Origin of the sequence: Runella sp., from assembly GCF_965279615.1 — a bacterium.
In the GTDB taxonomy this organism is placed as follows: domain Bacteria; phylum Bacteroidota; class Bacteroidia; order Cytophagales; family Spirosomataceae; genus Runella.
In genome coordinates this window covers 4,005,092-4,029,355 of sequence record NZ_OZ257252.1, presented here as the reverse complement: position 1 = coordinate 4,029,355, position 24,264 = coordinate 4,005,092, and the positions used below count along the sequence as shown (strand labels likewise).

The 24,264-nt window shown below is 43.1% G+C and carries 14 protein-coding genes; 6 read left to right on the top strand and 8 right to left on the bottom strand.

Annotated features, from left to right (window positions below):
- Window positions 1-109 precede the first annotated feature (109 nt).
- Window positions 110-778 carry an MCP four helix bundle domain-containing protein gene (locus ACQY73_RS17090; RefSeq protein ID WP_428668268.1) on the top strand — a complete coding sequence of 223 codons (669 nt, stop codon included), beginning with the start codon at window positions 110-112 and terminating at the stop codon, window positions 776-778.
- A 9-nt stretch (window positions 779-787) separates the two neighbouring features.
- Here the strand turns inward: ACQY73_RS17090 and ACQY73_RS17085 are convergent, their stop codons facing one another.
- From ACQY73_RS17085 to ACQY73_RS17055, 7 genes are all read right to left on the bottom strand, one after another.
- Window positions 788-1,762: a Rieske 2Fe-2S domain-containing protein gene (locus tag ACQY73_RS17085; RefSeq protein WP_428668266.1), complete on the bottom strand. Its 975-nt coding sequence runs from the start codon at window positions 1,760-1,762 to the stop codon at window positions 788-790.
- Window positions 1,752-2,867 carry a hypothetical protein gene (locus ACQY73_RS17080; protein WP_428668264.1) on the bottom strand — a complete coding sequence of 372 codons (1,116 nt, stop codon included), beginning with the start codon at window positions 2,865-2,867 and terminating at the stop codon, window positions 1,752-1,754. Before ACQY73_RS17080 ends, ACQY73_RS17085 begins: the two co-directional genes overlap by 11 nt.
- Window positions 2,868-2,871: 4 nt before the next feature.
- On the bottom strand, window positions 2,872-3,960 hold the full coding sequence (locus tag ACQY73_RS17075; RefSeq protein WP_428668262.1) for an ATP-grasp domain-containing protein: 1,089 nt from the start codon (window positions 3,958-3,960) through the stop codon (window positions 2,872-2,874).
- Between the two features lie 5 nt (window positions 3,961-3,965).
- Complete coding sequence (locus ACQY73_RS17070; RefSeq protein ID WP_428668260.1) at window positions 3,966-7,283, bottom strand: VCBS repeat-containing protein; 3,318 nt, start codon at window positions 7,281-7,283, stop codon at window positions 3,966-3,968.
- 56 nt (window positions 7,284-7,339) lie between these two features.
- Window positions 7,340-10,897, bottom strand: coding sequence for a VCBS repeat-containing protein (locus tag ACQY73_RS17065; protein ID WP_428668258.1), 3,558 nt, complete (start codon window positions 10,895-10,897; stop codon window positions 7,340-7,342).
- Between the two features lie 121 nt (window positions 10,898-11,018).
- On the bottom strand, window positions 11,019-12,512 hold the full coding sequence (locus ACQY73_RS17060) for a RagB/SusD family nutrient uptake outer membrane protein (protein ID WP_428668256.1): 1,494 nt from the start codon (window positions 12,510-12,512) through the stop codon (window positions 11,019-11,021).
- Between the two features lie 109 nt (window positions 12,513-12,621).
- Window positions 12,622-15,657 (bottom strand): SusC/RagA family TonB-linked outer membrane protein, encoded by a 3,036-nt coding sequence (locus ACQY73_RS17055; RefSeq protein ID WP_428668254.1) that lies wholly within the window; start codon window positions 15,655-15,657, stop codon window positions 12,622-12,624.
- Window positions 15,658-15,962: 305 nt separating this feature from the next.
- Between ACQY73_RS17055 and fsa the strand changes: the two genes are divergently transcribed.
- From fsa to ACQY73_RS17030, 5 genes are all read left to right on the top strand, one after another.
- Window positions 15,963-16,619 carry a fructose-6-phosphate aldolase gene (fsa, locus tag ACQY73_RS17050; protein ID WP_428668252.1) on the top strand — a complete coding sequence of 219 codons (657 nt, stop codon included), beginning with the start codon at window positions 15,963-15,965 and terminating at the stop codon, window positions 16,617-16,619.
- Window positions 16,620-16,708: 89 nt separating this feature from the next.
- Window positions 16,709-17,392, top strand: coding sequence for a cell division ATP-binding protein FtsE (locus tag ACQY73_RS17045; protein WP_428668250.1), 684 nt, complete (start codon window positions 16,709-16,711; stop codon window positions 17,390-17,392).
- Between the two features lie 405 nt (window positions 17,393-17,797).
- Window positions 17,798-19,522: a DEAD/DEAH box helicase gene (locus ACQY73_RS17040; RefSeq protein ID WP_428668485.1), complete on the top strand. Its 1,725-nt coding sequence runs from the start codon at window positions 17,798-17,800 to the stop codon at window positions 19,520-19,522.
- Between the two features lie 211 nt (window positions 19,523-19,733).
- On the top strand, window positions 19,734-21,581 hold the full coding sequence (locus ACQY73_RS17035; RefSeq protein ID WP_428668248.1) for a YgiQ family radical SAM protein: 1,848 nt from the start codon (window positions 19,734-19,736) through the stop codon (window positions 21,579-21,581).
- Between the two features lie 24 nt (window positions 21,582-21,605).
- Window positions 21,606-22,214 carry a Uma2 family endonuclease gene (locus tag ACQY73_RS17030; protein WP_428668246.1) on the top strand — a complete coding sequence of 203 codons (609 nt, stop codon included), beginning with the start codon at window positions 21,606-21,608 and terminating at the stop codon, window positions 22,212-22,214.
- A 69-nt stretch (window positions 22,215-22,283) separates the two neighbouring features.
- Here the strand turns inward: ACQY73_RS17030 and ACQY73_RS17025 are convergent, their stop codons facing one another.
- The gene (locus ACQY73_RS17025) at window positions 22,284-24,245 is read right to left on the bottom strand and encodes a DUF3857 domain-containing protein (RefSeq protein ID WP_428668244.1); all 1,962 of its coding nucleotides are present in this window, start codon (window positions 24,243-24,245) and stop codon (window positions 22,284-22,286) included.
- Window positions 24,246-24,264: the final 19 nt, after the last annotated feature.

The window sequence follows — 24,264 nt, the reverse complement described above, 5'->3', positions numbered from 1 at the left end:
TATACGGGGATTTCGACCAAAACGTTTGCTTCCGTTTACTACAGATTTTTGTACCTTTGGTAAATAGGTATCTTGGTTGATTTTCAGTACTTTTTTAACATTTGCTATCATGAAATGGGCGTATAGCTTGCAACAAAAATTAAAAATTGCCGTACTGTTAACGGTTGTTTTTGGGCTTTTATTTGTGAAAAATCTGCTTGATAAACAAAACTTTACGGAGCTTGGAGAAGCTTTTTCCACGGTTTATGAAGACCGTTTACTGGCAGAAAGCTATATCTATAAATTCTATCATCACTTGTCAGAAAAGAAAATAATGATTGATGGCTGCACTTCTTATGAAGATATAAGCCACATAAAAAGCCAAATTTCACGGCACAACAAAGCCATAAATACGCTGATTCATGAATTTGAGAAAACAAAACTGACGCCCGCAGAAGCCGTAGTTTTCTATAAATTCAAAGCACATGTAGCGGAAGATTTTCGACTGGAACAACGTTATTTTTATCAAATAGAGGCAGAGACAGAAATTTCAAGCGCAAAGAAGACGTTAGGAGAGTCATTTTATACGATGTCAAATGATTTGGACCATCTCTCCAATATTCAAATTTCGGAAGGTGAAAAATTGAACGACAGTTCACGGAAGATCGTGCTTGGCTCGGCCAATCAAAATCGGTTTGAGTTGTCGTTGTTGATTGTCTTGGGAATTCTGATTCATGTGCTGATTTTTGCTTCAAAATCGACGCTGCCCAAAACACCCCAAAATCCGTCATTGAACTAAGAAGCCTTTTTACCAATACACCTCAAAATCACTTTCTTCCGACGATTTATGTTCGGGCTTATACAGCCAAAAATACAACTCTTTCCCCACGGTATCGGCAGAAGTTGACACAAACCGACGTTCGGAGAAAGTATTCAGATTGTTTTTTTGTAACTCTAAAATGCGCTTGTCTTGTCGGATAATAATCCCGAAAAGCTTTTTTACCGCCCATTTTCCAAAAAAACGCAACCACGGTCTCAGCAAAAATATCCGGGCAACGTACGTACAACCTGATTTAGATTCATTAAGGCAGGCTTCAATCCGAATCAGTGGTTGTTGGTCTTGGGTCAAATATTCAAGAATAGCAATATTGGGATAAATATAATAAGCTGTTGGAGTCAGGATTTGGTAGTTTTTTGGCAATAATTTGGTGAGTAACCCTTTGGCAGGCTCGGCCTCATAAACTACTTTGAAGCCGTTGGAGTCAGGCGAAAGACGAGCTTTGAGCGCCGTACGTTTAGAGTGTTCAGTACGAATAAAGCCGTTGTGGACATAATGTGTATGACTGCCTTCCAGAAAATTTTCGAGCGTATTAAGTAAGTTTGCAGTCGTATTTCCGCCCAATGTTACATCATGTTTTAATGAAGAAATAGTGGGGAAGGAAGCATTTGAATCACTTGAGGCCCATACGATTCCGCCTTCGATGCGCAGCGAAATACACTCCAGCGTAACATTGGTTGGTTTATTAATTACCGGAACAAAGGTATTCTTGCCTTTTTGGTCGAAACACCAGCCATGATATGGGCAAACCAATTGCCCCTTCTGCACCCAACCACGTGACAAAGGTGCGCCACGATGCGGGCAAATATCCTTAAACCCTGCCCATTGATTGCCTGATTTATAAATAACCAATGCGCCAAAAGGCGATGCAATAGGATAGGGGTAATCGGATTTGAAATCACTCTCAAACCCCAACGGCCACCACGTATTTTGGCTATAACTCATATTTTTCAAGCAACGGGATGCCGATTTTGTTCAATAAAAATAATAACGTTTTCCACATGCGTTGACGAACCGGCGGCAAATGATTCATATAAATCGCCGAATATTCCAAATGGCCTTGGCCGCCACGCAGTCGCTTAAAATTGGCTGCGCCCGAACTGAGATTCAATACTTGACCGGTTTGATGCATTCGTTTCAAAATCAAATCAATAGCATAAATGTAAAGCCCTTTTTTGGGATCTTCGGCAAGATCATAACCAACAATAGGAGAGGTAATGGTGCCATTTAATTCAAACAAACCTACGACAGTTTTCAGTATTCCTTCTCCATCACAATATCCTTCAAATCGGAACAGGTTATTGAAAAACGCTTTTTCGAAAAACGTTTCGGTGAAACGAGGGTTATGCTGCGAATATTTCTGAATGTAAAGTTGATTGTAAAGCCCTCGGATTTGTCCGACATGATTTTTCATTTGCTCGGGCGAAAGGTAAGTTAAGTCAGATTTCTGCACCAGACGCCGATCATTGCCGATATTGTTATGCCTGGACCACGTTTGAGCGTTGGGATGAAAATAATACACTTGCCGACTTGCTCCGGTCCGAAAATCGTATCGTTCAAATTCACGCAATAAAAGCGAATGTTGCACTTGATTCAATGATCGGAAAATAATGGTATGCCCCGGAAATTGTTCTGTTAAAAAACGGACGATTTGTGGTAAATAAATTCCGTGCCAGTCGGGATAAGGATTCGTGGAAAGCAGAAAATTATTAACGTGAATAGTTTTGTTGATCTCATTGCGGATCAGCCAATTGGAGGTTCCTTTCAGCACTAAATTCAACGACTTATTTAAAAAAGGATTCCTGATGTTTCGGTTGAGTTCTTCAATGGAGTATGTGACGCAAGCCGTATAAGGCGAACAAACGTAAGAATTGTCAAGCTCGGCATCATTGATGGAAACGGGCAAAAACCAACGTTCGGCGATGGATAAAATGCGAAAATCCGTACGGACATTTTCAATAAGTTGTTGCGAAGCATATTGATGAAACAATTCACCCCACGCTTTGATCTGTGGATTTGGAACTTGAGAAGGGAGAAGCCATTTAATCATGAATTTATCCATTCCACTCAATGTCCTGAGTCGAAGCTTGTAATAACGTTTTTTTCTGCAAGAACTTGATTTTTAAGAGCTCTACCAAACTCAGCGGTTGTAAAAACAGCGGCAAAGGGTCGTCGCCGTTGAAAATAACGTCTTTGGCTCGGTAAAAATCCGATTTAAACATTCGATGTGGTTGCGTAATCAAAAAAGCAAACTTAACGGCCATGTGATAATCGCGAATGTTCAAAAATTGGAAAGAATCATCCAAAAAACATCGTGCCAAGTCATCGCCGATCAGATGAGCGCCACTGATGCCGCGCGGATTGCATTCCAACACCACAGGCGTACTGTCGGGCTGAATGATAAAATCAAAACTTAATTGACCATGATAGTCAATTGCCTTGCCAAAGCGTGTAACAGATTCAATGAGCATGTCATTGTTTACCGGTTCAAAATAAATTCCTGACCCCTGTCCAACGCGGTATCTGGGGTGGTAAACGGTAATGCCTTTCAGTTTCCCATGTGCCCAAATGGAATAAACGCACACTTCTTTGCCGCTAATGAACCGTTGACATACCCACGTTGACAGATCAGGTATCTTTTTGATTTGCGAAACGGTAGGACGAATGAGCGTAAAGTTGGCAAAACGAGAATAAATAGGCTTAAAAACGTAAGAAGATGTATTGTCAAAATCCTCAAAATCAGCCGCATTTATTGTGTCAGGAGCTTCCAGAAATCCTTTTGCCAATTCAATAAATGTATCTTTTCGGTGAAGTTGGTGCATTAAATCCATGTCAGCAGTCCAGACTTCACATGGGAGGGAATCTTTGGTCATTGACACAAAAAAAGCCTCCTCACAAGTGGGAAGGCAATGGTCAATTTTTTCGTCGATGATGATTTGGATAAGCTTTTTTTGAAAATCCTCAAACGCGTAGGCGGGCGGGGGCAAGTGGTAATAAGCCGAAACGTATTTGCTCCAACGTGCCAAAGTGAGGTGAAGCGAGTCCGCCAAAATGACGCGGTGGCCTTGTTTGCCAAAGCTCCGCGCCATCTCAAGCGCAATGGGTGCCCGCGCACCCAACAAAAGGATGTTCTGAGGCACCATCAATATTATTTCGTTTTAAAAATCAATACTCCTGCACCGTTGCGCGACACCAAAAATCGGTTCCCCACACTTCCACGAATGGGCTGAATATCACGTACTTCTCCGGTCAATAAAAAGCCGGAGCCGGTTAAAGAGGTAAAATGTCCTTTGGTAAGATTGTTTTCCAACACCAACCCATAACTTGCATCATAACGCCCCTGATAGGTGCTGACATTGTAGAAATTACCACCCAAAAGAATATCGGGTTTGCCATCTTTGGTAACGTCGGTAATGTTTAAGGCAAAGATTTTAGATACTTGAGCTTCGCTTGGAAGAGAGTGTACTTTAAATTCGCCTTTGCCCAAGTTTTCCACCCAAACACTTTCAAACGTGTTGACTTCCAGCTCATCCGCAGCTTTAAGCTCGGCCGATTTAAAGATTTTTCCGATGGTATTCCCTGCAAAATCTTTGTAGTTGGGAAAACGTTTGTTTAGGAAGGGCAATGTTTTTCCCAGTTCGTCTTTAGAGGCCACGGGATAAAACTCGTCGCCTTCGCTGTAAGCCAGTATTTGGTCATATTTGGCGCCGCTATTTAAGAAATCTCCCGCGTACATACGAATGATGGCATTTTCGTGGCGTCTGAATTTTGAGTTTGTGCCCAAGTTTCCAACCACAAAATCCATGTCGCCGTCGCCATCAAGATCGCCCGACTTGATGGTTTGCCAAAATCCTTTTTTGTCTTCTAACGAAGTCCTCTTTATAGCTAATGATGCTTTGTTATTCTCAAAAACAGTAATTCCCATCCAGTCGCCAACTACCACCAAATCAGCATCTTTGTCATTGTCGATATCGACCCAGCTTGCATCGGTGACCATGCCGACTTTACGCAGATCGGGCGCAAGTTTTTCGGTTTGGTCAGTGAATATTCCTTTGCCGTTGTTGATCAATAAATAAGAATCAGGAAGTTGACCATAATGAAATGCAACCACTCGCCCACCCACGAACAGATCCAAATCGCCGTCTTTGTCAAAATCTACGGCTTTAACGCACGATTTGTTGCTGTATAATTTGGGTAATGCATTGGCATTTTTGACAAAATTGCCCTTCCCATCGTTGAAATACAGGCGGTCGAGTAATGGCGCGTCCTGCATAAAGAATTCATTTCCGCCACTTACCACATACAAGTCTAAGTCTTTGTCGCCATCGGCATCAAAGAAGGAGGCGTCAATGTCTTCGCAAAGCGTATCTGCAAGGAATGCACTTTGTTTACTTTCTGCAAATTGCCCGTCTGTCTTTTGAAAGAATAATTTTCCTGATTGGTATTTAGGACCACCAACGTAAAAATCCTCCAAGCCGTCTCCGTTTACATCTCCAACGGCCATTTTTGGCCCTTCCGTAGAAATCTTAAAGGGCATCAGCGGCTCGCGGGTAAAATCGTAATATTCGTTCTCTTTATGGACAAAATCAACGGGGTATTGCGTGGTAACATTTTCAAAAATCGGCGCTTTACCTGCCGGTAATGTCCAGTGCGCGGCAGCAGCTTCCTGTTGTAACGTAAGCGTTTGGTCTGATTTTACATTTGTCAGAATCTGCGCTTTTTGCGTAGGCCACACAAAGACGAGCGAATCAATGGTTGCGGCTTTTCCCAATCCAAACGTCAACCAAGGCTCTACCGACGACATGAATCCACGCGTGGGAATATTTTGTTGATACAGCCATTTGCCGTTTGTTTTGAGGTATACTTTGGTACCAATTCCAAATCCGTTCCCTTTTAGTCCCTGAAGTTTAACTTTCAAAAAATGATTCTTAAACAACTCATTCGCTTTGTTTTCATAAATGCCGGCGGGAGAATTCAAGTTGTTGGTGATGAGTTCCAGATCGCCGTCATTGTCTAAGTCGGCATAAGCGGCACCGTTGGCGCAATTAAATTCTTTGAAACCCCATGCCAACGATTTATCTTCAAAAAGCAAACTGTCGCTTCCCTTGTAGAGATAATTGTGCCAACGCCCGTCCGGCATTTTTTGGAGCGCATCGCGGTCGCTTGTTTTGCCTCTTTCCAACATGTTTTCAACCATCGGATTAGAAACATATTTAATGTATTCCATATCATTTGGGCGCCGTTCAATGCCATTGGTAACAAAGAGGTCTTTGATGCCGTCGTTGTCATAATCAGCTAACAGTGCCGACCAACTCCAATCCGTTGCCGAAATGCCCGACATCGCTCCAATATCACTGAAGTGTTCGCCGCCCAGGTTCAATTGCAGCGTATTTCGGGTGTATTGGTTGTAATAACCGAATTGCAATTTATACAGATAAACATCCAATGGGTCTTCGCCCATCGAAGATTTCTCCACTTTGGGATCTTTGGGGTACATATCGACAGTCACAACATCAAGCAGGCCATCGTTGTTGATATCGGCCATGTCATTGCCCATTGAGAACTTGCTGGTGTGCATAAAATGTTCTCGCAATGACTCTTTGAACGTCCCGTTTTTTTGATTGATATAATAATAATCATCTTCGTGAAAGTCGTTGGAAACGTAAATATCCTCCCAACCATCATTGTTCAGATCTCCCACCGAAATCCCCAACCCGTAACCCTGAGGCGCGGCATAAATACCTGCCTTGTGGCTCACGTCGGTAAAATGCTTTCCGTCATTTCTAAAGAAAAAATCGCCCGCCATGTCATCGCGTTCAAGTCCTCGTATATTGACACGGTCGTAAGAAATGGATGTATGCACCGCATGGTTGAGCAGGTACATGTCCAAATCGCCATCATGGTCGTAATCAAAAAAAGCCGCTTGGGTTGAAAATCCCTGAAAATCAAGTCCATATTCTTTCGATTTTTCAGAGAATGTTCCGTCCTGATTGTTGATAAACAACTCGTTATGGCCTTTGAACGCTTTATAATTGCTAACGGCACATACATAAATATCCAGCCAGCCATCGCCGTTGATATCTGCCATCGTGACGCCTGTTTTCCAATTTGCGGTTCCTCCAATGTTTGCTTTTACGGATACATCTTCAAATTTTATTCCGCTGCCAGCCTGCGTTTTATTGAGAAAAAGCGTGTTTTTGTTTTGGTTAGAAACAAAGAATAAATCAGTGAGTCCGTCATTGTTTACATCGCCTGCGGCTACTCCGCCCCCATTATAAAAATAGAGATAATCCAGAATATTAAGACCCTTCGTATCACGCACTATATTTGCGAAGGCTACTCCGCTTTTTTCGGGAGCTATTTGCTCAAACAGAGCAGGGCCATTTACAGTATTGTCTGAATTTTTGGAACAATTGGTTAGAAGGAACAGACTAAAAACTAAAACACTCAGCGTGCTTTCTTTCATTTTTATCATCACAGGTTATTTTTTTCAACTACAAACTTATTAATCGGAAACGGGAACTATCTGTTTAGGCCCACAACCTGAACTTTGTCTTTATTTTTAGCTAAGATGATGTACTCTTTGCCGGTTGCGCCGCGTGCTTTCTGCATTTTTCGTACTTGGCCTTTGACCAAAAAGCCGGATTGAGCAGATTTTAGGGTTTCAAACTGTAATTGACCCGTTTTGTCCTTGCCCATTCCGCGCAGTACCAAGCCATCGTTGGCATCATAACGACCCATTTCGGGCAAAACGTCGAAGAAGTTGCCCGTTAATAGGATATCAACTTTTCCGTCTTTGTCATAGTCGGTTGCGACGATTCCAAAAATAGGTGCAAACTGAGCCGCTAAAGGAAGGGATTGCAAAGTAAATCCGCCTTTCCCGTCATTGATCAATAAAGAAGTATTTGCTTCATAAGCCACCTTCTTTTGAACACCATCCATTTGCTCACGCGAGAAAATGGCGTCTATTGTTTTGCCACCGTAATCTTCATGCCGAACAAACCGTTTTTTTATCACGGGAAGCACTTTCTGTAGATCGGGCTTCAGCACCATAGGATACGTTTTTCCGTCAGAATTGTAGCAGGTAATGATCTGTTCTACGCTGCCGTTTCGGTCAAAATCGTTAATGTATAGTTCCGCAGGTTCTTTTTCCGAACATTGAAGTTTTGAATTACGACCTAAATTTCCTACAATAAAATCCATATCGCCATCGCCATCTACGTCGGCAGGTTCGAGGGTATTCCACCAGCCGTTGGAATGTTGAATAGCAGTATTCTGTGATTGCGGGAATTTTCCCTTTCGATTCTGTAAGATCATTATAGGCATCCAATCGCCTACGGCAACCAGTTCCGGAAAACCGTCTTTGTTCAAATCTACAAACCGTGCATCGGTAACCATGCCCAATTGGTTGTTGGACATTGTTTCCCGGGTGGCATCTTTAAAATTCCCTTTTCCGTCATTTTGAAGTAAATAACTTCTTGGATTCAAACCATATTTACCCGAAATCATTCGGGAGCCTATAAACAGATCCAAATCCCCATCGTGGTCATAGTCGCCCACAGCGGCGCAGGAACCGTTTTCAAAAGCATTGGGTAAGCCCTTGCTGAGCGTAAAATTTCCCTTGCCATCGTTTATGTAAAGCATATCTGCCAAGATAGCATCACCCGTCATGAATTCATTGCCGCCACTGACAACATACAGATCCAAATCCTTATCGCCGTCAGCATCAAAGAAAGTAGCGGCGGTTTCATCGGCAATGGAAGGTGAGGCAAACGTAGCTTTTGATGTTTCTACAAATGAGCCGTTGGGCTGTTGAGCAAACAACGCATGTTTTTTTCCGGAACCTCCACCAATGTAAGCATCGTCCAATCCGTCACCGTTTATATCACCGACAGCCAAGGCAGGACCCTGCGTAGAATACATTTGCTTTAATAACCCATCACGGTTATAATCTACAAAGGCATTTTCTTCATGTTGAAAATCCAAACCCGAAGCGCCTGTGACGTTATTAAAAGGCGTTTTGGTATTTTGAGCAATCGGTAATTTCCAAAGACTTTTGGCCGTCGCATAGTCAAGCGTAAGCTCATTGTCGGCCTTTACGTTTTTGAAAGATTGTGTTTTATCATCGGGCCAAATGACCGTCAGCGAATCAATGGCCGGATTAGTACCCAGACCAAAGACCAGGTTCAAATCGCTTGATGATTGAAAACCGCGATTGGGCATTTGTTGTAAGTATTGGGTTTGCCCTTTTTGATGAATATAGACTTTAGCACCAATGGCATGTGGATTTTTGCCGGTTCCTTTGAGCTTTACCCGCAAAAAATGCGTCTTTAATTTCTCTACGGATTGATTGCGAAATACGCCCAAAGGAGCATTATTATTACTCACCACCAGATCCAGATCGCCGTCATTGTCCAAATCGCCGTAAGCTGCACCGTTTGAGAAATTTGGCTCGCCAAGTCCCCAAGCGGCTGCTTTTTCTTCAAATTGTAATTGTCCTTTATTGCGAAACGCAAAATTGGAAATAGGGGTGGTTGAGATCATGTCTACAAATTTGCGGTAATCAAACTGCATCCTTCCTTCGATCATCGCCTGTATGTTTTTTTGGTCAGACAAAAAGGCTACGTAGTCTTGGTCTGTTAAGTTTTTGACAATACCGTTTGCCACAAACAGGTCTTTTTGGCCGTCATTGTCCATGTCAAAGATCAAAGCGCCCCAACTCCAGTCTGTAGCGTGTACTCCTGATAATTGTCCCACTTCCGCAAACGATGGAGTTAAAACCTCCCTCTTACTCACTCCGGTAGAGGAAGAAGTATTTACCCTACCTTCAGGGGAGGGCAGGGGTGGGGTATTTCCCCGATTCAGATGCAGCATATTGCGCATGTATTGATGCCAATAATCCTGCTTTACTTTAAATTCAGTTAATTCATAGCCTTCAAAAACCGACGTAGTTTTGAGTCGTTTGTCGTCGCGCGGCAACATGTCCGTCACAAAAATATCCAGTAAGCCGTCGTTATTGATGTCGGCAATATCGGCTCCCATCGATGACAGACTAATATGGTTCATGCTTTCTTCGAGCGATTCCTTAAAGGTTCCGTCTCGCTGATTGATGTAGAGATAGTCGCGTTCGTAGAAGTCATTCGAAATATAAATGTCCAACCAATTATCCTCATTTACGTCACCAATGGTTATTCCCAAACCAAAAGCGATCAAACTGCCGTAAATTCCTGCTTCTTCACTTACATCGGTGAACACCGTAGTGCGTTTTGTCTCATTTGATGCAGTTGAATTTTCATCTTTTGCTTTGTCGGGTATTTCCAACGTCTTTGTCTGTTGCGTTTTGCTTTCTGCTTTTTTGGCAGTGCTTGCAGTACTTATAGTTTCATTTCGAAACAGCTTGTGTCCGCCAAGCGGATCGCGGTATTGACGAAAGTTTTGGTATTGGAGTTTATCGACCGGTGTAAAGCTATTGTTAAGCAGGTACATGTCTAAGTCGCCGTCACGGTCGTAGTCAAAAAAAGCGGCGTGGGTTGAAAAGCCTCCGTCAACAAGGCCGTATTCTTCGGCTTTATCAATAAACTTGGGTACGCCATCCGGACCTATTCCCTGATTGATAAATAATTCATTGCCGCGACTGTCGCCTTTGATATTTCCTGCATTACAAACATAAATATCCATCAGGCCGTCACCGTTGACATCTGCAAAGGTTGCGCCTGTAGACCATGCCTTTGTACCTCCGACGCCCGAGGTAGTGGTCACGTCATCAAATTTCCAACGGTCATTGGCATTTTTGCCTTTATTAAGAAAAAGGTGATTTTCTTCAAAATTGGACGTGACGTAAATATCAGCCCAACCATCATTGTTCACATCGCCAATGGCAACGCCGCCACCGTTATAGAAATTGCGGTAGTTAAAAATGTTAAGCTCTTTTTTGTCCAGCAATCGGTTTGTGAATGCAATTCCTGTTTGAGAAGCAGGGAGCGATTCGAACAGGTTATTGTCGGCGGCTTTATTGCAACTCAGTACCAGCAATAAGGGTGAAACTATTGGAAGGAAAGCATGGGTTAATTTCTTCATCATAGGTTTTGTCAATCTCTCGCAGCGGCAGATTTTTTACAAAATTAACTAAAATATAAAAGCGAGTGAGCTTTTACACTCACTCGCTTTTTATCACTTATTGATTCTTACAAAGAACCTCAGACTAGTAACCCGGGTTTTGGCTCAAGCCGGGGTTAGCATCACGACGTTGTTGTGGGATAGGGAACAACAATGTTTTAGGATTAGGCTCTTTCATGAATTTAGAAATGAATTTGCTGCCTACTTTGTTGTACTCTCCAAAACGAATCAAGTCATTACGACGCCATGCTTCCCATGCCAATTCGCGACCGCGTTCCGCTAAGATATTATCAAGCGTCAGTTGAGCGGCAGTCCATGCTACTACACCGGCACGTGCTCTAACGATGTTAAAATCAGGCAAAGCTTCAGCCGTTTTGCCTAAGCGGAAAAGAGCTTCTCCTCTCATCAAATAAACATCAGCCAAACGGAGCATTGCCCAGTCGTTATCTTGGTCGTTTACTGTGTTTCCTCTCTGGATTTCGTATTTACCCAAACGAACACCTACGCTTTGGAACTCAGGGTCAGCGGCGGTCATTTCGTCTTTGGTCATGTTTGGATCATAATTGATATCACGACCGTTGTCGTCTTTTACGGGTTTGCCGTCAGCACCGTATTGAGGACCAACGATCCACATTTTTTTACGGAGATCTTCGTTTGAGAACGAGTTATAGAATTCAGCAATGGTACAAAAACCGTTCCACGGAGCATCTGCCAAAAGGTTATAAGTTCCTTTATTCTGGTAGTGCAACGTACGCATTTGAATGTTCATTCCACCCGCTTGGAAACGATCAAAAGGAATAGCCCAGATGTTTTCAGTTGAGATCTCGTTTTTAGTAGAGAAGTTTGAAAGGAAATCAGCCGCTAACGTATATTTTCCTGAACTAATAATAGAAGTACACATGTCGGCTGCTTTTTGCCACTCAGGAGTTCCTTTAAACACTGCTGCATTCAAATACAACTTTGCCAAAATCGCCTGTGCAGTCCATTTATTGATACGACCATAATAGGAGCCTCCCACTGCGTCGCTCAATTCAGGCAGTGATTCTATCAATTCTTTTTCTACAAAAGCATACACCTGTGCACGAGGAGTAGTAGATACTGCTCCGCTGGTAGATTCAGTAATAAGAGGTACGTTACCGAAAGTATCCATGGCCAAGTAGTAATAAAAAGCACGAACAGATCTTAATTCAGCAATCGCTTTCGTATTACCTGCTACCTGAGGGATCAACTGGTTGATCGTGTTGATACCGCCTTCAAACAGAAAACCCCAGATATCGTTGATCGGACCGTGGGTTGTAGTCCAAGTGTGGCGGTTGTAGTTCAACCAGTTTCCACCATCGTACCAGTCTTTTCCACGAGTTGGAACAATACCTACGTCGGTCGTTACTTCCACATTGTGGATACGATCTACATAACCACGTAAGTTTGAATAAGCAGGACCCAACAAAGACGCCAACTGCTCCGGAGTACTCCCAAAACCATCTTTGGGTATGCGTCCATAAACCGTCTCATCCAAATTGGTACAGGATGCCATTGTAAGCGCTCCTGCCAATGAAAAGTAAGTGAATATTTTCTTCATTTTGATGATATTAATCATTGATTAGCACAAAAATTGAAAGATACTTTATGTACGGTAATTAGAAATAATTAGATTTTATTCAGAATATTATTTCCAATTACCGTATTTTTTAGAATGACAAGTTTACACCCACCTGGAATCCGCGTGCTTTAGGAAACTGTTGTTTGGTATAAACACCCGCCGTTGCAAAACCTGTGTTCATTTCAGGATCTACTCCTTTAAATTTAGTAATTACGAACAGGTTGTTGCCGGATACATATACTTGCGCACGGGTCAATACACCTTTAGCAGGGATTGTATAGCCTAAACGGAAGTTTGACAAACGTACAAAACTACCATCCTCCACGAAGTAACTGAAAGCTCCTGTGCGTGTATCACGAACGGGCGAATCAACGGCTTCACGAAGTGAGTTTTCTGCAGGAAGACGGTTGTTTGGATTGGCAAACATCATACGCTCTGCGTTGAAGATTTTGTTTCCAAACTGGCCGTTCAACAGGAAGCTAAGTGCAAAAGCTTTGTAGCTGAAGTTGTTGGTCAAAGAAGCAGTAACTTTAGGCAATGGACTGCCGATAAAATCACGATCTGCATCGTTTTCGCTGATTTTTCCGTCTCCGTCAATGTCTTTGAAAACAAACTGGCCTTTATCATCTAATCTTTCAACTACACCACCATAGAAGGCACCAACCGGCAAACCAACTTTGATAATAGAGAATGGAACCGAAGAAGTACCGCGTGTAGCAGCTCCTAAACCTGAATATAAGAAGATGCTGTTTGCCGCGATGAAATCACCTTTAGCAAGTGAAGTTACTTCATTTTTAAGCGTTGCTCCGGCAAATGTTACATCGTAACGGAAATCACCTTTATCGACGATCCCTACGTTCAACGATAATTCTAAGCCTTGGTTACGCATTGAACCTACGTTAGCCAAAATGGTCGGAAACAAAGGTTTGATAGAAAGCGGGGCGTTGATCTCGTACAAGAGGTCTTTGGTATTACGAATGTAGTAATCCAACGATCCCGTTACACGATAGTTCCACAAAGCAAAGTCAACACCGGCTCCGTAGTTCTCGTTTACTTCCCATTTCAGATCCGGGTTAGGATTCTGTGCAGGTTTGTATGATGGAAGCCAGTTACCGTTGTCATAGTATTTATCACTGGGTCCAACCAACGCTAAAGAACGGTAAGCGCCAATTCCTTCGGAGTTACCCGTTTGACCGTAGTTGAAGCGAAGCTTTAAGTTATTAACCGTAGGATTGCCTTTCAGGAAAGCTTCTTCCGTAAGTGTCCAACCTAGTGACAAAGATGGGAAAAGCCCCCACTTGTTGTTTTGTCCGAATTTGGTTGAACCATCGCGGCGTACGGTCAGCGTTGCAAAATATTTATTGTTCAATGCAGCAGTTGCTCTTCCAAAGAATGAAATAAGCTTATATGTATTGCGGAATGAGCTTACGGCATCACTTGAGCGTTGTCCTAAAGATACCCCGGCCCCTGCTCCCAAGTTATTGAACAGAAGCTGATCGCTGATAAAGTTATTGTTCTGTGCAGAGAAACCTTCGTAGTTAACATCTTGGTGAGAATAACCACCCAAAACGCCTAAGTTCAATCCGTTGAATGTTTTGTTATAATTCAAGGTGAATTCTAACAGATTATCCTGCGTCTGACCATCGTCGATAGGACCTGATGTACGTCTGGCAAAACCGGAAGCACCTACGAACGCTTTAGGAATACGGCTTTGGTAGAAATAACCCTGTTGGTTACTGCCTTTAGTTGCACCATTAACACCAACAACCAAATCCTTCGTAAGGCTATATTTCATGTTGATATTCCCTAAATATTCAATTGATTTAGAATAGTTAGTTGTCTGCTCCAAAATAGCAACGGGATTGAAGGCCCCAAATTCACCTAAACGTTCAAAGTAACCTGTTTTTGCAATAACACCTGTTGATGTTTGGAAATTTGGGTCAGTTGTAAAAATAGGGTCAGTCGGTAAGTTGGTAATTGAAAAAGTAAACGCATCATAGTTAACGTAATCACGCTTTCCTGTAATGGCTGAAAGGCTCGTTGAGATTTTCAGTTTTCCATTAAGGGCAGTTTGATCCAAGTTGATACGAGCACTTATGCGCTCAAGTCCTGATTGTTTTACAACTCCCTGTTGGTTCAAATAACCAATTGAAGCACGGTAGCTGAAGTTTTCAGTTCCGCCTGAGAATGCCAGGTTATGGCTGGTTACAGGAGCTTGGCGAGTGATGGCGTCAAACCAGTTGGTGTTGGCACCTTGGTCATTTACCAGCGTCATACCTAATTTTTTAACGGCAGCGCGGTACTCATCGCCGCTCAAATAATCAGGAGCCTTTGCCACCATGTCCATACCTACATAAGCATTGTAGTCAACGGTAGCACGACCGCCTTTACCACGCTTAGTGGTAATCAGAATTACCCCGTTAGAAGCACGGGCACCGTAAATAGCTGCTGAAGAAGCATCACGCAATACGTCAACGGAAGCAATGTCATTAACATCAATGTTCTGAATAGGTACACCCGGTACACCATCTACTACATAAAGAGGATCAGAACCTGCCGCCAATGAACCAACCCCGCGCAAACGAACGGTAGGACGTGAGTTGGGGTCAGAACCTGTTTGGTTGATGGTCAAACCGGCTACTTTACCCTGTACCGCTTGAAGAGGGTTAGAGATAACACCCGCATTGAAGTCTTTTGAACTGACAGATGATACCGTACCTGAAATTTCCTGACGTTTTTGAGTACCGTATCCCACAACCACAACCTCGTTAAGTACTTGATTGTCTTCTGCGAGAGTTACATCTACTACACTGCGGCTCCCTACTTCAACGTCCTGCGATTTGTAACCTACGAAACTGAATACAAGCGTAGCATTTTCTGGTACCGCAATTTTGAAGTTACCGTCTGCGTCAGTGTTGGCACCACGTTGGGTGCCCTTTACGGCGATGCTTACGCCCGGCATACCTGTACCGCTTGCATCTTTTACTTTACCGGTCACTTGTTTGTCCTGGGCCCATACCCCCAACGACACTACTGAGACTAAAACTGTCAGTAAAAATTTACTGACGAAAGCCCACTGTCGGGCAATGGAAGCCCGACCTGCTAAGGGGAAACTGTTCATCATAGGTTGATAATTGGTTTTTGTGAATAATTACCTAATTGGTGATCGCAATTTGTAACACACTCACTACTACGGTTTTTGGATTGTTCCAAGTATTTGTTGTCACAAATGCTTTAACCAGACGGCAAATTACAATAATAAATCTTTATAATACAAGTTTTCGAAGATTAAAAAGGAATTAATCACTGCATTTTTAGCCCTAAAAAGGGGAGGATTCGAAGAGAAGCGATCTTCCATTTATTCAACTAAAAATTTCATGAAACGAAGGGTTTACCTAACTTTGCAACTGATAACTTAAAAAGACTTTTATGAAATTTTTTATTGATACTGCAAATCTGAGCGAAATCCGCGAGGCTTATGAGTTAGGGGTATTGGATGGAGTAACCACCAACCCATCTTTAATGGCAAAAGAAGGAATTACGGGGAAAGCCAAAATCATGGCGCATTACAAAGCAATCTGTGATATTGTGGATGGTGATGTGAGTGCCGAAGTAATTTCTACTGATTTTCAGGGGATGATCAAAGAGGCAGATGAGCTCATCGAAATTGATGAGAAAATTGTCGTAAAAGTACCCATGATTAAGGATGGTGTAAAAGCCATCAAACACCTTTCGGATCGCGGTATAAAAACCAATTGCACCCTTGTGTTTTCAGCCGGTCAGGCATTGTTGGCGGCTAAAGCGGGAGCTACATATGTTTCGCCGTTTATTGGCCGTTTGGATGATGTCTCAATGGACGGGATGGATTTGATCGAACAAATTGTGACCATTTATCAAAATTATGGTTATACTACCGAAGTATTAGCGGCATCGGTTCGTCACTCGATTCACCTTCTGAAATGTGCAGAACTCGGAGCGGATGTCGTTACGTGTCCTTTAAGCGTTATTACTTCTTTGCTCAAGCACCCTCTGACCGATATCGGTTTGGAGAAATTCTTATCTGATTACAAAAAAGGAAATCAATAAAACAGTAGAAGCCGGGGTGAGAAGTCAGGAGAAAGAACAATTTTACCTCTGACTTCTCACTGACTCCCGGCTCCTTACAACTATAAAGTATGACTGCTTTTTCATCTGAACCGATTATTCAACTCGAAAATACCGACATTTATCAAAATGGCAACAAGCTTGTTTTGGCTGATGTGAATTTTGTCATAAATAAGGGCGATTTTGTATTCCTGATCGGAAGAACGGGAAGTGGAAAAAGCTCTTTACTCAAAACACTATACGCAGATCTCTGGTTGGAGTCGGGAACAGGAACAGTAGTAGGGTATCAGTTGCAAAAGCTAAAACAGGCAGATGTGCCTTTTCTTCGTCGTAAGATCGGTATTGTGTTTCAGGATTTCCAGTTATTTTTTGACCGTACCGTAGAAGAAAATCTTGAATTTGTACTTCGTGCCACCGGTTGGACGGACAAAGCCACGATAAAAAACAGAATTTCAGAGGTGTTGATGCAGGTCGGTTTGGGAACCTTGCAGAAAAAAATGCCGCACCAACTTTCGGGAGGGGAGCAACAGCGAGTTGTAATAGCCAGAGCAATGCTGAATGAGCCTCAGATCCTGCTGGCTGATGAACCTACCGGAAACCTTGATCCGGAAGTGGGTGAGCAAATCATGCAGGTATTTCAAAGCATTAACACCGCCGGTACAGCTATTCTAATGGCGACGCATAATTATGACTTCCTGAAAAAATACCCGGCACGCGTACTGAAATGTGAGTCAGGGAGTGTGAGTGAAGTGTAAATAGTAGAAAAATACAAAAATAAATGTCCCTGTTGGGAAAATTCGAATATTCTTCTTAGTTTTGCATAAAATAACTGCACCGAGCGCTTCGTAACGTCTCTGCGTCTTTTTTCTCCCATGGGGTATTGGAGTCCCCATCGTTGTCTGTTGGAAAATCACGCTTCGAATTATTTGGCACCGGCTCATTGAGATTTCATGAGTGTTCCGTGCATGGGCAATTTTTAAAAATCCTGTTGTTGATCGTAACCACCGATGAGTTAAACTAAAACTCGTCGACGGGAGGTAATCGTTGAATGGTTTTCGCCGGCGAAAAACCCTTCTGTGCCAGCGTTGTGCTTACCACTCGAACAATTAACGGGAACATTATCAACCGTTTAACTTGTGCGTAAGCACTTAAAACAATCAATGGAAGTACTTTTTGATTCATTAGGTCTTTCGGAAGAAATTCTGAAAGCAGTAACAGAAATGGGTTTTACCAAACCCTCACCCATCCAAGCAGAAGCCATCCCGTCCCTTTTGGAAGGCCGCGATGTATTGGGACAAGCCCAGACAGGAACGGGCAAAACAGCCGCTTTCGGTATTCCTGCCCTTGAAAAAGTCGATATTTCCGACAAACGTACCCAAGTATTAATGTTGTGTCCTACCCGTGAGTTGGCCGTACAGGTAACTGAAGAGTTGCGTCGTATTGCTAAATATAAAAAAGGACTGAAACTCGAAACCGTTTATGGTGGTGATTCCATCGAGCGTCAAATCCGCTCACTCAAAATAGGTGCCCAAATCGTGGTCGGAACGCCCGGCCGTGTAATGGATCTTATTGAACGTAAGGCGCTTAAACTGGATTTTGTTAATTACGTAGTATTGGATGAAGCCGACGAAATGCTTGATATGGGCTTTCGTGAAGATATCGATACCATTCTGGAAAGTGTACCCGATGAGCGCCAAACGGTGTTGTTTTCGGCTACCATGTCGAAGCCGATCATGGCTATCGCACAAAAATTCCAGGAAGACCCCGTCCAGATTAAAATTACGCGGAAAGAAGTTACCAACGAAAATATTGAGCAAACGTATTTTGAAGTAAAACAACGGGCCAAAACCGAAGTAACCTGCCGCGTATTGGATGCATATGATTTGAAACAGGTCATTATTTTCTGTAATACCAAGCGTAAAGTAGATGAAGTAACCGAAGAATTATCTGCCAAAGGATATTCGGTAGAAAGTTTGCACGGTGATTTGCGTCAAACGCAGCGGAATCAGGTAATGGCAAAATTCCGTTCAGGAGCTTCCAATATACTGGTTGCGACCGACGTAGCCGCTCGCGGTATTGACGTATCGGGCATTGACGCCGTTATCAACTTTGATTTGCCGTTGGATGAAGAATATTACGTTCACCGTATCGGCCGTACCGGTCGTGCCGGCTTAACCGGTAAGGCGTTGACCTTGGTAGCAAAAGACGAAAAATACCGTTTGCGCCAAATTGAGACCTATACCAAAGTTAAAATTGACAAAGGAGTAATTCCAACGTTTGAAGATATCGTTGGTGTACGCAAAGCGCGCTTTATTTCGCAGGTAGAAGAGGCCGTTTCGTCGGGCGATTTGGATCTGTACGAAGATATGTTGGGCATGTTGCACCATACAACAGGCTTCACTACGGAGCAAATTGTCGCAGCGTTGGTGAAAATCAACATGGGTATTCAGAAAAGCGAATTTGCGGATAATGATCTGGCATGGGATGCTGATCGTCGTCCATCAGAAAGAGGTTTTGAAAAACGCGGACGTTTTGAAGACCGTGGTGGAAGAGGCGAAGAGCGTGGCCCGGGCCGCTTCGGTGATCGTGGTGGTGACAGAGGAAGCCGTGAGGGCGGTAGTGATCGTCCAAAACGCAATGGCAACGAAGCCGGTATGGTTCGTCTTTTTGTCAGTGTAGGTCGTAAAGACCGCGTTCAACCGCGTGATATCGTAGGAGCTATTGCCGGCGAAGCGGGTATTCCAGGCCGTGTAATTGGCTCGATTGATATTTTTGATGCTTATTCATTCGTGGATGTACCTGAGCGTGATGCCCGCAAAGTGGTAGAAGCCATGAGTGGCAATACCATCAAAGGCAAAATGGTCAATATCGAAGTAGCAAGATAAATGTAGGAGCAGGCTTTACCTTTACGTCTGCCCTTTTTCTTTATTCTTCCATATTTCGCAGTTCACAGTTTACAGTATAAGTATCTTATCTGTTGACTGTGAGCTTTTTGTTTTATAAAGACCAAAAACTATTTTCCGGTATCTTTGGTTAACTAAAAGCGTGAAATTAAGGCACGCCAAATGACATTCCGCAAGAAAAGATAAAAGTGTTATGATAGAAAGACCCATCACTGATTGGTTGCCCCTGACTAAAAAAGAGGTCGAAAAAAGAGGCTGGGACGAAGTGGATATTGTACTGGTTTCGGGCGATGCCTACGTAGATCACCCTGCCTTTGGTACGGCGGTGATCGGTCGCATTATGGAAAGCGAAGGGTTTAAAGTGGCCGTTGTGGCTCAACCCAACTGGAAAGACGATCTGCGGGATTTTAAGAAATTCGGTCGCCCCAAATACTTTTTTGGCGTTACGGCCGGCTGTATGGATTCGATGGTGAATCACTATACGGCCAATAAGCGCCTCCGCTCTAATGATTCCTATACGCCCGGAGGAGAAGCGGGTTTCCGTCCTGATTATGCCACGACGGTTTATTCCAATATTCTGAAAGAGTTATATCCCGATGTACCGGTCTTGATTGGTGGGATCGAAGCGTCGCTGCGGCGCGTTACGCACTATGATTATTGGCAAGACCGATTGATGCCGACCATTTTGGCGGATTCCAAAGCAGATATGTTAGTCTATGGCATGGGCGAGCAGCCTTTGCGAGAACTCTTGAAATTGGTACGTGAAGGTGTTCCATTGAATTCGATTCGAAATGTAAACCAAATTGCTTTTTTGCAGGATTCTGATTCAGAGCTATCAGGTGATAGAGGTTGGGAAACGGTCGAGTTGTCCAGCCATGAGGTATGTTTGGAAGATAAGATCAAGTATGCTGCCAACTTCAAGATCGTAGAAGTAGAATCGAACAAATGGCAGGCCAACCGAATCATTCAGAAAGTGGGAGATCAAACCTTGGTCATCAATCCGCCGTTCAAGATCATGGACGAAAAGGAAATTGATGCTTCGTTTGATTTGCCGTATACGCGTTTGCCGCACCCCAAATACAAAACCCGCGGTACGATTCCGGCCTACGAAATGATCAAATTTTCTATCAATATGCACCGAGGCTGTTTTGGTGGTTGCAGTTTCTGCACCATTTCGGCGCATCAGGGGAAATTTATCGCATCGCGCAGCGAGAAATCCATCATGAAAGAAGTGGAAGAAGTAACTAAGCATCCTGAATTTAAGGGATATCTTTCTGATCTGGGCGGACCGTCGGCCAATATGTACCGCATGAAAGGCAAAGACGAATCCATTTGCGCGCGTTGTTCAAGCCCGAGCTGTATTCACCCCGTCATTTGCTCTAATTTAGATACCTCTCATAAGCCGCTTACGGAACTGTATAAAAAGGTAGATGCTCATCCAAAGATCAAAAAAGCATTTGTGGGTTCGGGTATTCGTTATGATTTGTTGGTGGATGATTTTAACAAAAACAACAAAGACGGAAACCACGATGAATACATGGAGCAACTCATCACACGGCACGTTTCGGGAAGACTGAAAGTAGCGCCGGAGCATACTGCTGATGATACCTTACGCGTCATGCGTAAGCCGTCGTTCAAGTATTTTAAATTGTTTAAACAGAAATACGATAAGATTTCGGATAAACATAATCTCAACCAACCACTGATTCCGTATTTTATTTCCTCGCACCCGGGGTGTGAAGAGGCCGATATGGCCAATTTGGCGGCAGAAACCAAAGACCTTGGCTTTCGCTTGGAGCAGGTACAGGATTTTACACCTACGCCGATGACCGTAGCGGAAGTGATTTATTATTCGGGCGTGCATCCATATACGCTGAAACCCGTATTTACGGCAAAGACCAAGGAAGAAAAACTGAATCAAAACCGCTTCTTCTTTTGGTATAAACCCGAATTCAGAAGCCTGATCCGAAGTAGACTTACTAAGCTGAATCGCCCTGATCTGGCTGATCGATTATTGGCAAGTGGAAAAAAGAAAAAATAGTTTACTTTGTAAAAAAATAAACTCATGGTTGTTATAGCTGCCAAACGAAAACCCAAGATTCGGAGAGTACCTTCCTATTTAGTTTACGAAGAACTCGGTGGTGAGGCTTTGCCTTATCGCGGGTATTTAGATGTATTAACAGGTAAGAAGAAAATCGAAGAGATAATGGGAAGGAGTTCATTGCAGGCAGTTTTAGTTTATATTATTGGGTTGTTTGTTGGTAATCACATTAATCGAAAAAAATACTTGATTGCGTCCAATGAATCGGGGCTTCATATTGATTCGGGAGATAATTTAGCGAATGATATTGCGATCTATGACAAATCGACCACAACCCTCAGCAACAAGTATTTTGAGACTCCTCCCAAACTTGTGATTGAGGTAGACATAAAGGTGGATTTGGAAGAATCACGATGGAGTAACGAATTGGAATACGTATTGGCAAAATCACAGAAAATGCTTGATTTTGGAGTCGAAAAGGTAATTTGGATCAGTACTCAAACCAAGAAAGTTTTCGTCATGTCAGCTACAGAACGTTGGTACTTGGTCAATTTCAATGAAGATATTCCATTGATTGAAGATTGTACGTTGAATTTAACGCAATTGCTTCAAGATGAAGACATTGTATATTAATTTTTTCAATTTGTCAGACATTCCAAGCCTTTAAGACGGGATCGCCCGGACTTGGAATGTCTCTCTTACTTATTTTTTCTTCAAAGAAATCACTTCACTATACGCTTCATTTAGCCCCGCCACCATTTTGTTCCATTCAGGAAAACTGGATTTTTTGATAAGCAAAGTATCAAGAGTAAGATTTGTACGGACAATGATTTGTCCGTTTTTTTGTTCGTACGTAAGCTTAAAGCCAAAATCAGGATTGGCAAAGGACTTGTTTTCGGGCAAGTAAGATACTTCATAACCTGCGGGGATCGGCAAAATTTCCACGCTTTGGTACATATGCGCAAACTCGTGTTTCCAGTCGTTCTTGCGCGTTTCTTCCTGACGTTTGTCAGCCCACGGACGGGTTAAATGGGGATTAATGAACAATTCTCCTGCTGCTTCCTGCACATAATCAGGGACTTTGAAAGTGTAATCAAACTGTAAGGGTACGTCGCGTTGGTTAATGCCCGATACTGTTCGTTTTTCCAAGGTAGATTTATTGGAGCCGCGACTGAGAATGGTCTTATAATACTCATCCCGCTGAGGTTCCGAACGGTATTGAATGGCGGATTTCACCGATGTTTTCCAAAGCCCTTCATACATCATCGTGCCTTTTCCTTTCAGTGTTTTTCCATCAATCGACAGGATCATGGAATCCCGTTGGAAATTTTGAGCTGCCGGAACGATAGGTACAGGTACGATCTCGTACTTGTCTTCCGAGGTCATTACCATCGCTTCTTTTCCCTGAATATGTGAGGTGGGTAGGCCAAAATCAATACGGTCGTCGGTGGCATCCAAAAACTGCCATTGGCCATCGCGTTTGATGGCCGCGATCATGTGGTTATCCACACTCATGGAAGGGTTTTCCACATATTTATAAGGAATATCGCGTGTACCGATCCAAACTAAATGCGCCGGAATACCGGCCAAATTAAGCATGCTGGAAGTCAGACTTGCCATGTCTTTGCAGTCGCCGTAGCGTTTTTGACACACATCTGCCGCCTGACGAGGGACAAAGCCGCCCAATCCTTCTTCAAAAGCGATATATTTTACGTGATCCTGTACCCAGTAATAAATCGATTTGATTTTTTCCTGCTCGGTTTTGCCTTTCGTTAGTGAATCAGTCAAGGCTTGCAAAGGAGCATTAGGCTGTTTATTCAGGTCTTTTACGAGACTTTTGTAATAGTTAAACAACTTTTGAACATCGCCCAATACCTCCGTTGTTTTGCCGTCTGCGGTATAACTTTCGATGAATAAAAGCACCTGCGGCACATAATGACGCAGTGAAGGGGATTCGGTTTCGAGCGGTGATGCTTTGAGATTTTGCGCTTTCCAGTTGTAAGTGGTTTTGCCGTTCAGGGTAGTTTGCTTAAATGCAATTCCTTTCATATCTCCATAGGTCTTATACGCTATTTTGACCGAAGCGGGAAAAGTAACTGAAAAATCGCTGTTGACCACCGGGACATAGTTGCCGAATATAAAGCCTGAAAGCATGTAAGGGTTTTTGATGCGTTCACGGTATGAAACCGTGCCGATTCCACCCTGTTTTGCGCCCGGAAAGGTGAACTTTTTCACCTGCATATCGTCAAAAAAGATGCCGCCACCCGGGCTGGGGCGTTCGGTTTTAAAATCAGTGACGGGAGTGCGCTTAAATCCTACTTTTTCGGGAACATACGAAATCGCTTCCAATTCTTTTATTTCCTGAAAAGCATCTGAAAAGTAGATTCGCTCATCGGCCCAAACGCTGGCGCGTTCGTCCAGAAATACGCGATCTTCCTGATGCAACACATCTATCTGTAAAGCTCCGTTGACCAATTCTACATTGACCTGTTCTGAACGATTCAGGTAAGCCATTTCGTCGTTGGGGAATTTGGCTTTCAGTTGGGAAATGTTTACTTTAGGTTGCGCCCAAAGAGCGGTAATATGTATGAGAATAAAGGCTGAAGTTGCAAGGGCAAAGCGAGTAATTCCTGCTATTTTTTTCATCAACAAAGGATAAGACATAACTAAGGAAATGATTAAT

What these genes read in the sequence shown, in the direction of transcription:
- ACQY73_RS17090 (WP_428668268.1), top strand. Translation starts at nt 110, where the DNA reads ATGAAATGGGCGTATAGCTTGCAACAAAAATTAAAAATTGCCGTACTG.
- ACQY73_RS17085 (WP_428668266.1), bottom strand. Translation starts at nt 1,762, where the DNA reads ATGAGTTATAGCCAAAATACGTGGTGGCCGTTGGGGTTTGAGAGTGAT.
- ACQY73_RS17080 (WP_428668264.1), bottom strand. Translation starts at nt 2,867, where the DNA reads ATGATTAAATGGCTTCTCCCTTCTCAAGTTCCAAATCCACAGATCAAA.
- ACQY73_RS17075 (WP_428668262.1), bottom strand. Translation starts at nt 3,960, where the DNA reads ATGGTGCCTCAGAACATCCTTTTGTTGGGTGCGCGGGCACCCATTGCG.
- ACQY73_RS17070 (WP_428668260.1), bottom strand. Translation starts at nt 7,283, where the DNA reads ATGAAAGAAAGCACGCTGAGTGTTTTAGTTTTTAGTCTGTTCCTTCTA.
- ACQY73_RS17065 (WP_428668258.1), bottom strand. Translation starts at nt 10,897, where the DNA reads ATGATGAAGAAATTAACCCATGCTTTCCTTCCAATAGTTTCACCCTTA.
- ACQY73_RS17060 (WP_428668256.1), bottom strand. Translation starts at nt 12,512, where the DNA reads ATGAAGAAAATATTCACTTACTTTTCATTGGCAGGAGCGCTTACAATG.
- ACQY73_RS17055 (WP_428668254.1), bottom strand. Translation starts at nt 15,657, where the DNA reads ATGATGAACAGTTTCCCCTTAGCAGGTCGGGCTTCCATTGCCCGACAG.
- fsa (WP_428668252.1), top strand. Translation starts at nt 15,963, where the DNA reads ATGAAATTTTTTATTGATACTGCAAATCTGAGCGAAATCCGCGAGGCT.
- ACQY73_RS17045 (WP_428668250.1), top strand. Translation starts at nt 16,709, where the DNA reads ATGACTGCTTTTTCATCTGAACCGATTATTCAACTCGAAAATACCGAC.
- ACQY73_RS17040 (WP_428668485.1), top strand. Translation starts at nt 17,798, where the DNA reads ATGGAAGTACTTTTTGATTCATTAGGTCTTTCGGAAGAAATTCTGAAA.
- ACQY73_RS17035 (WP_428668248.1), top strand. Translation starts at nt 19,734, where the DNA reads ATGATAGAAAGACCCATCACTGATTGGTTGCCCCTGACTAAAAAAGAG.
- ACQY73_RS17030 (WP_428668246.1), top strand. Translation starts at nt 21,606, where the DNA reads ATGGTTGTTATAGCTGCCAAACGAAAACCCAAGATTCGGAGAGTACCT.
- ACQY73_RS17025 (WP_428668244.1), bottom strand. Translation starts at nt 24,245, where the DNA reads ATGTCTTATCCTTTGTTGATGAAAAAAATAGCAGGAATTACTCGCTTT.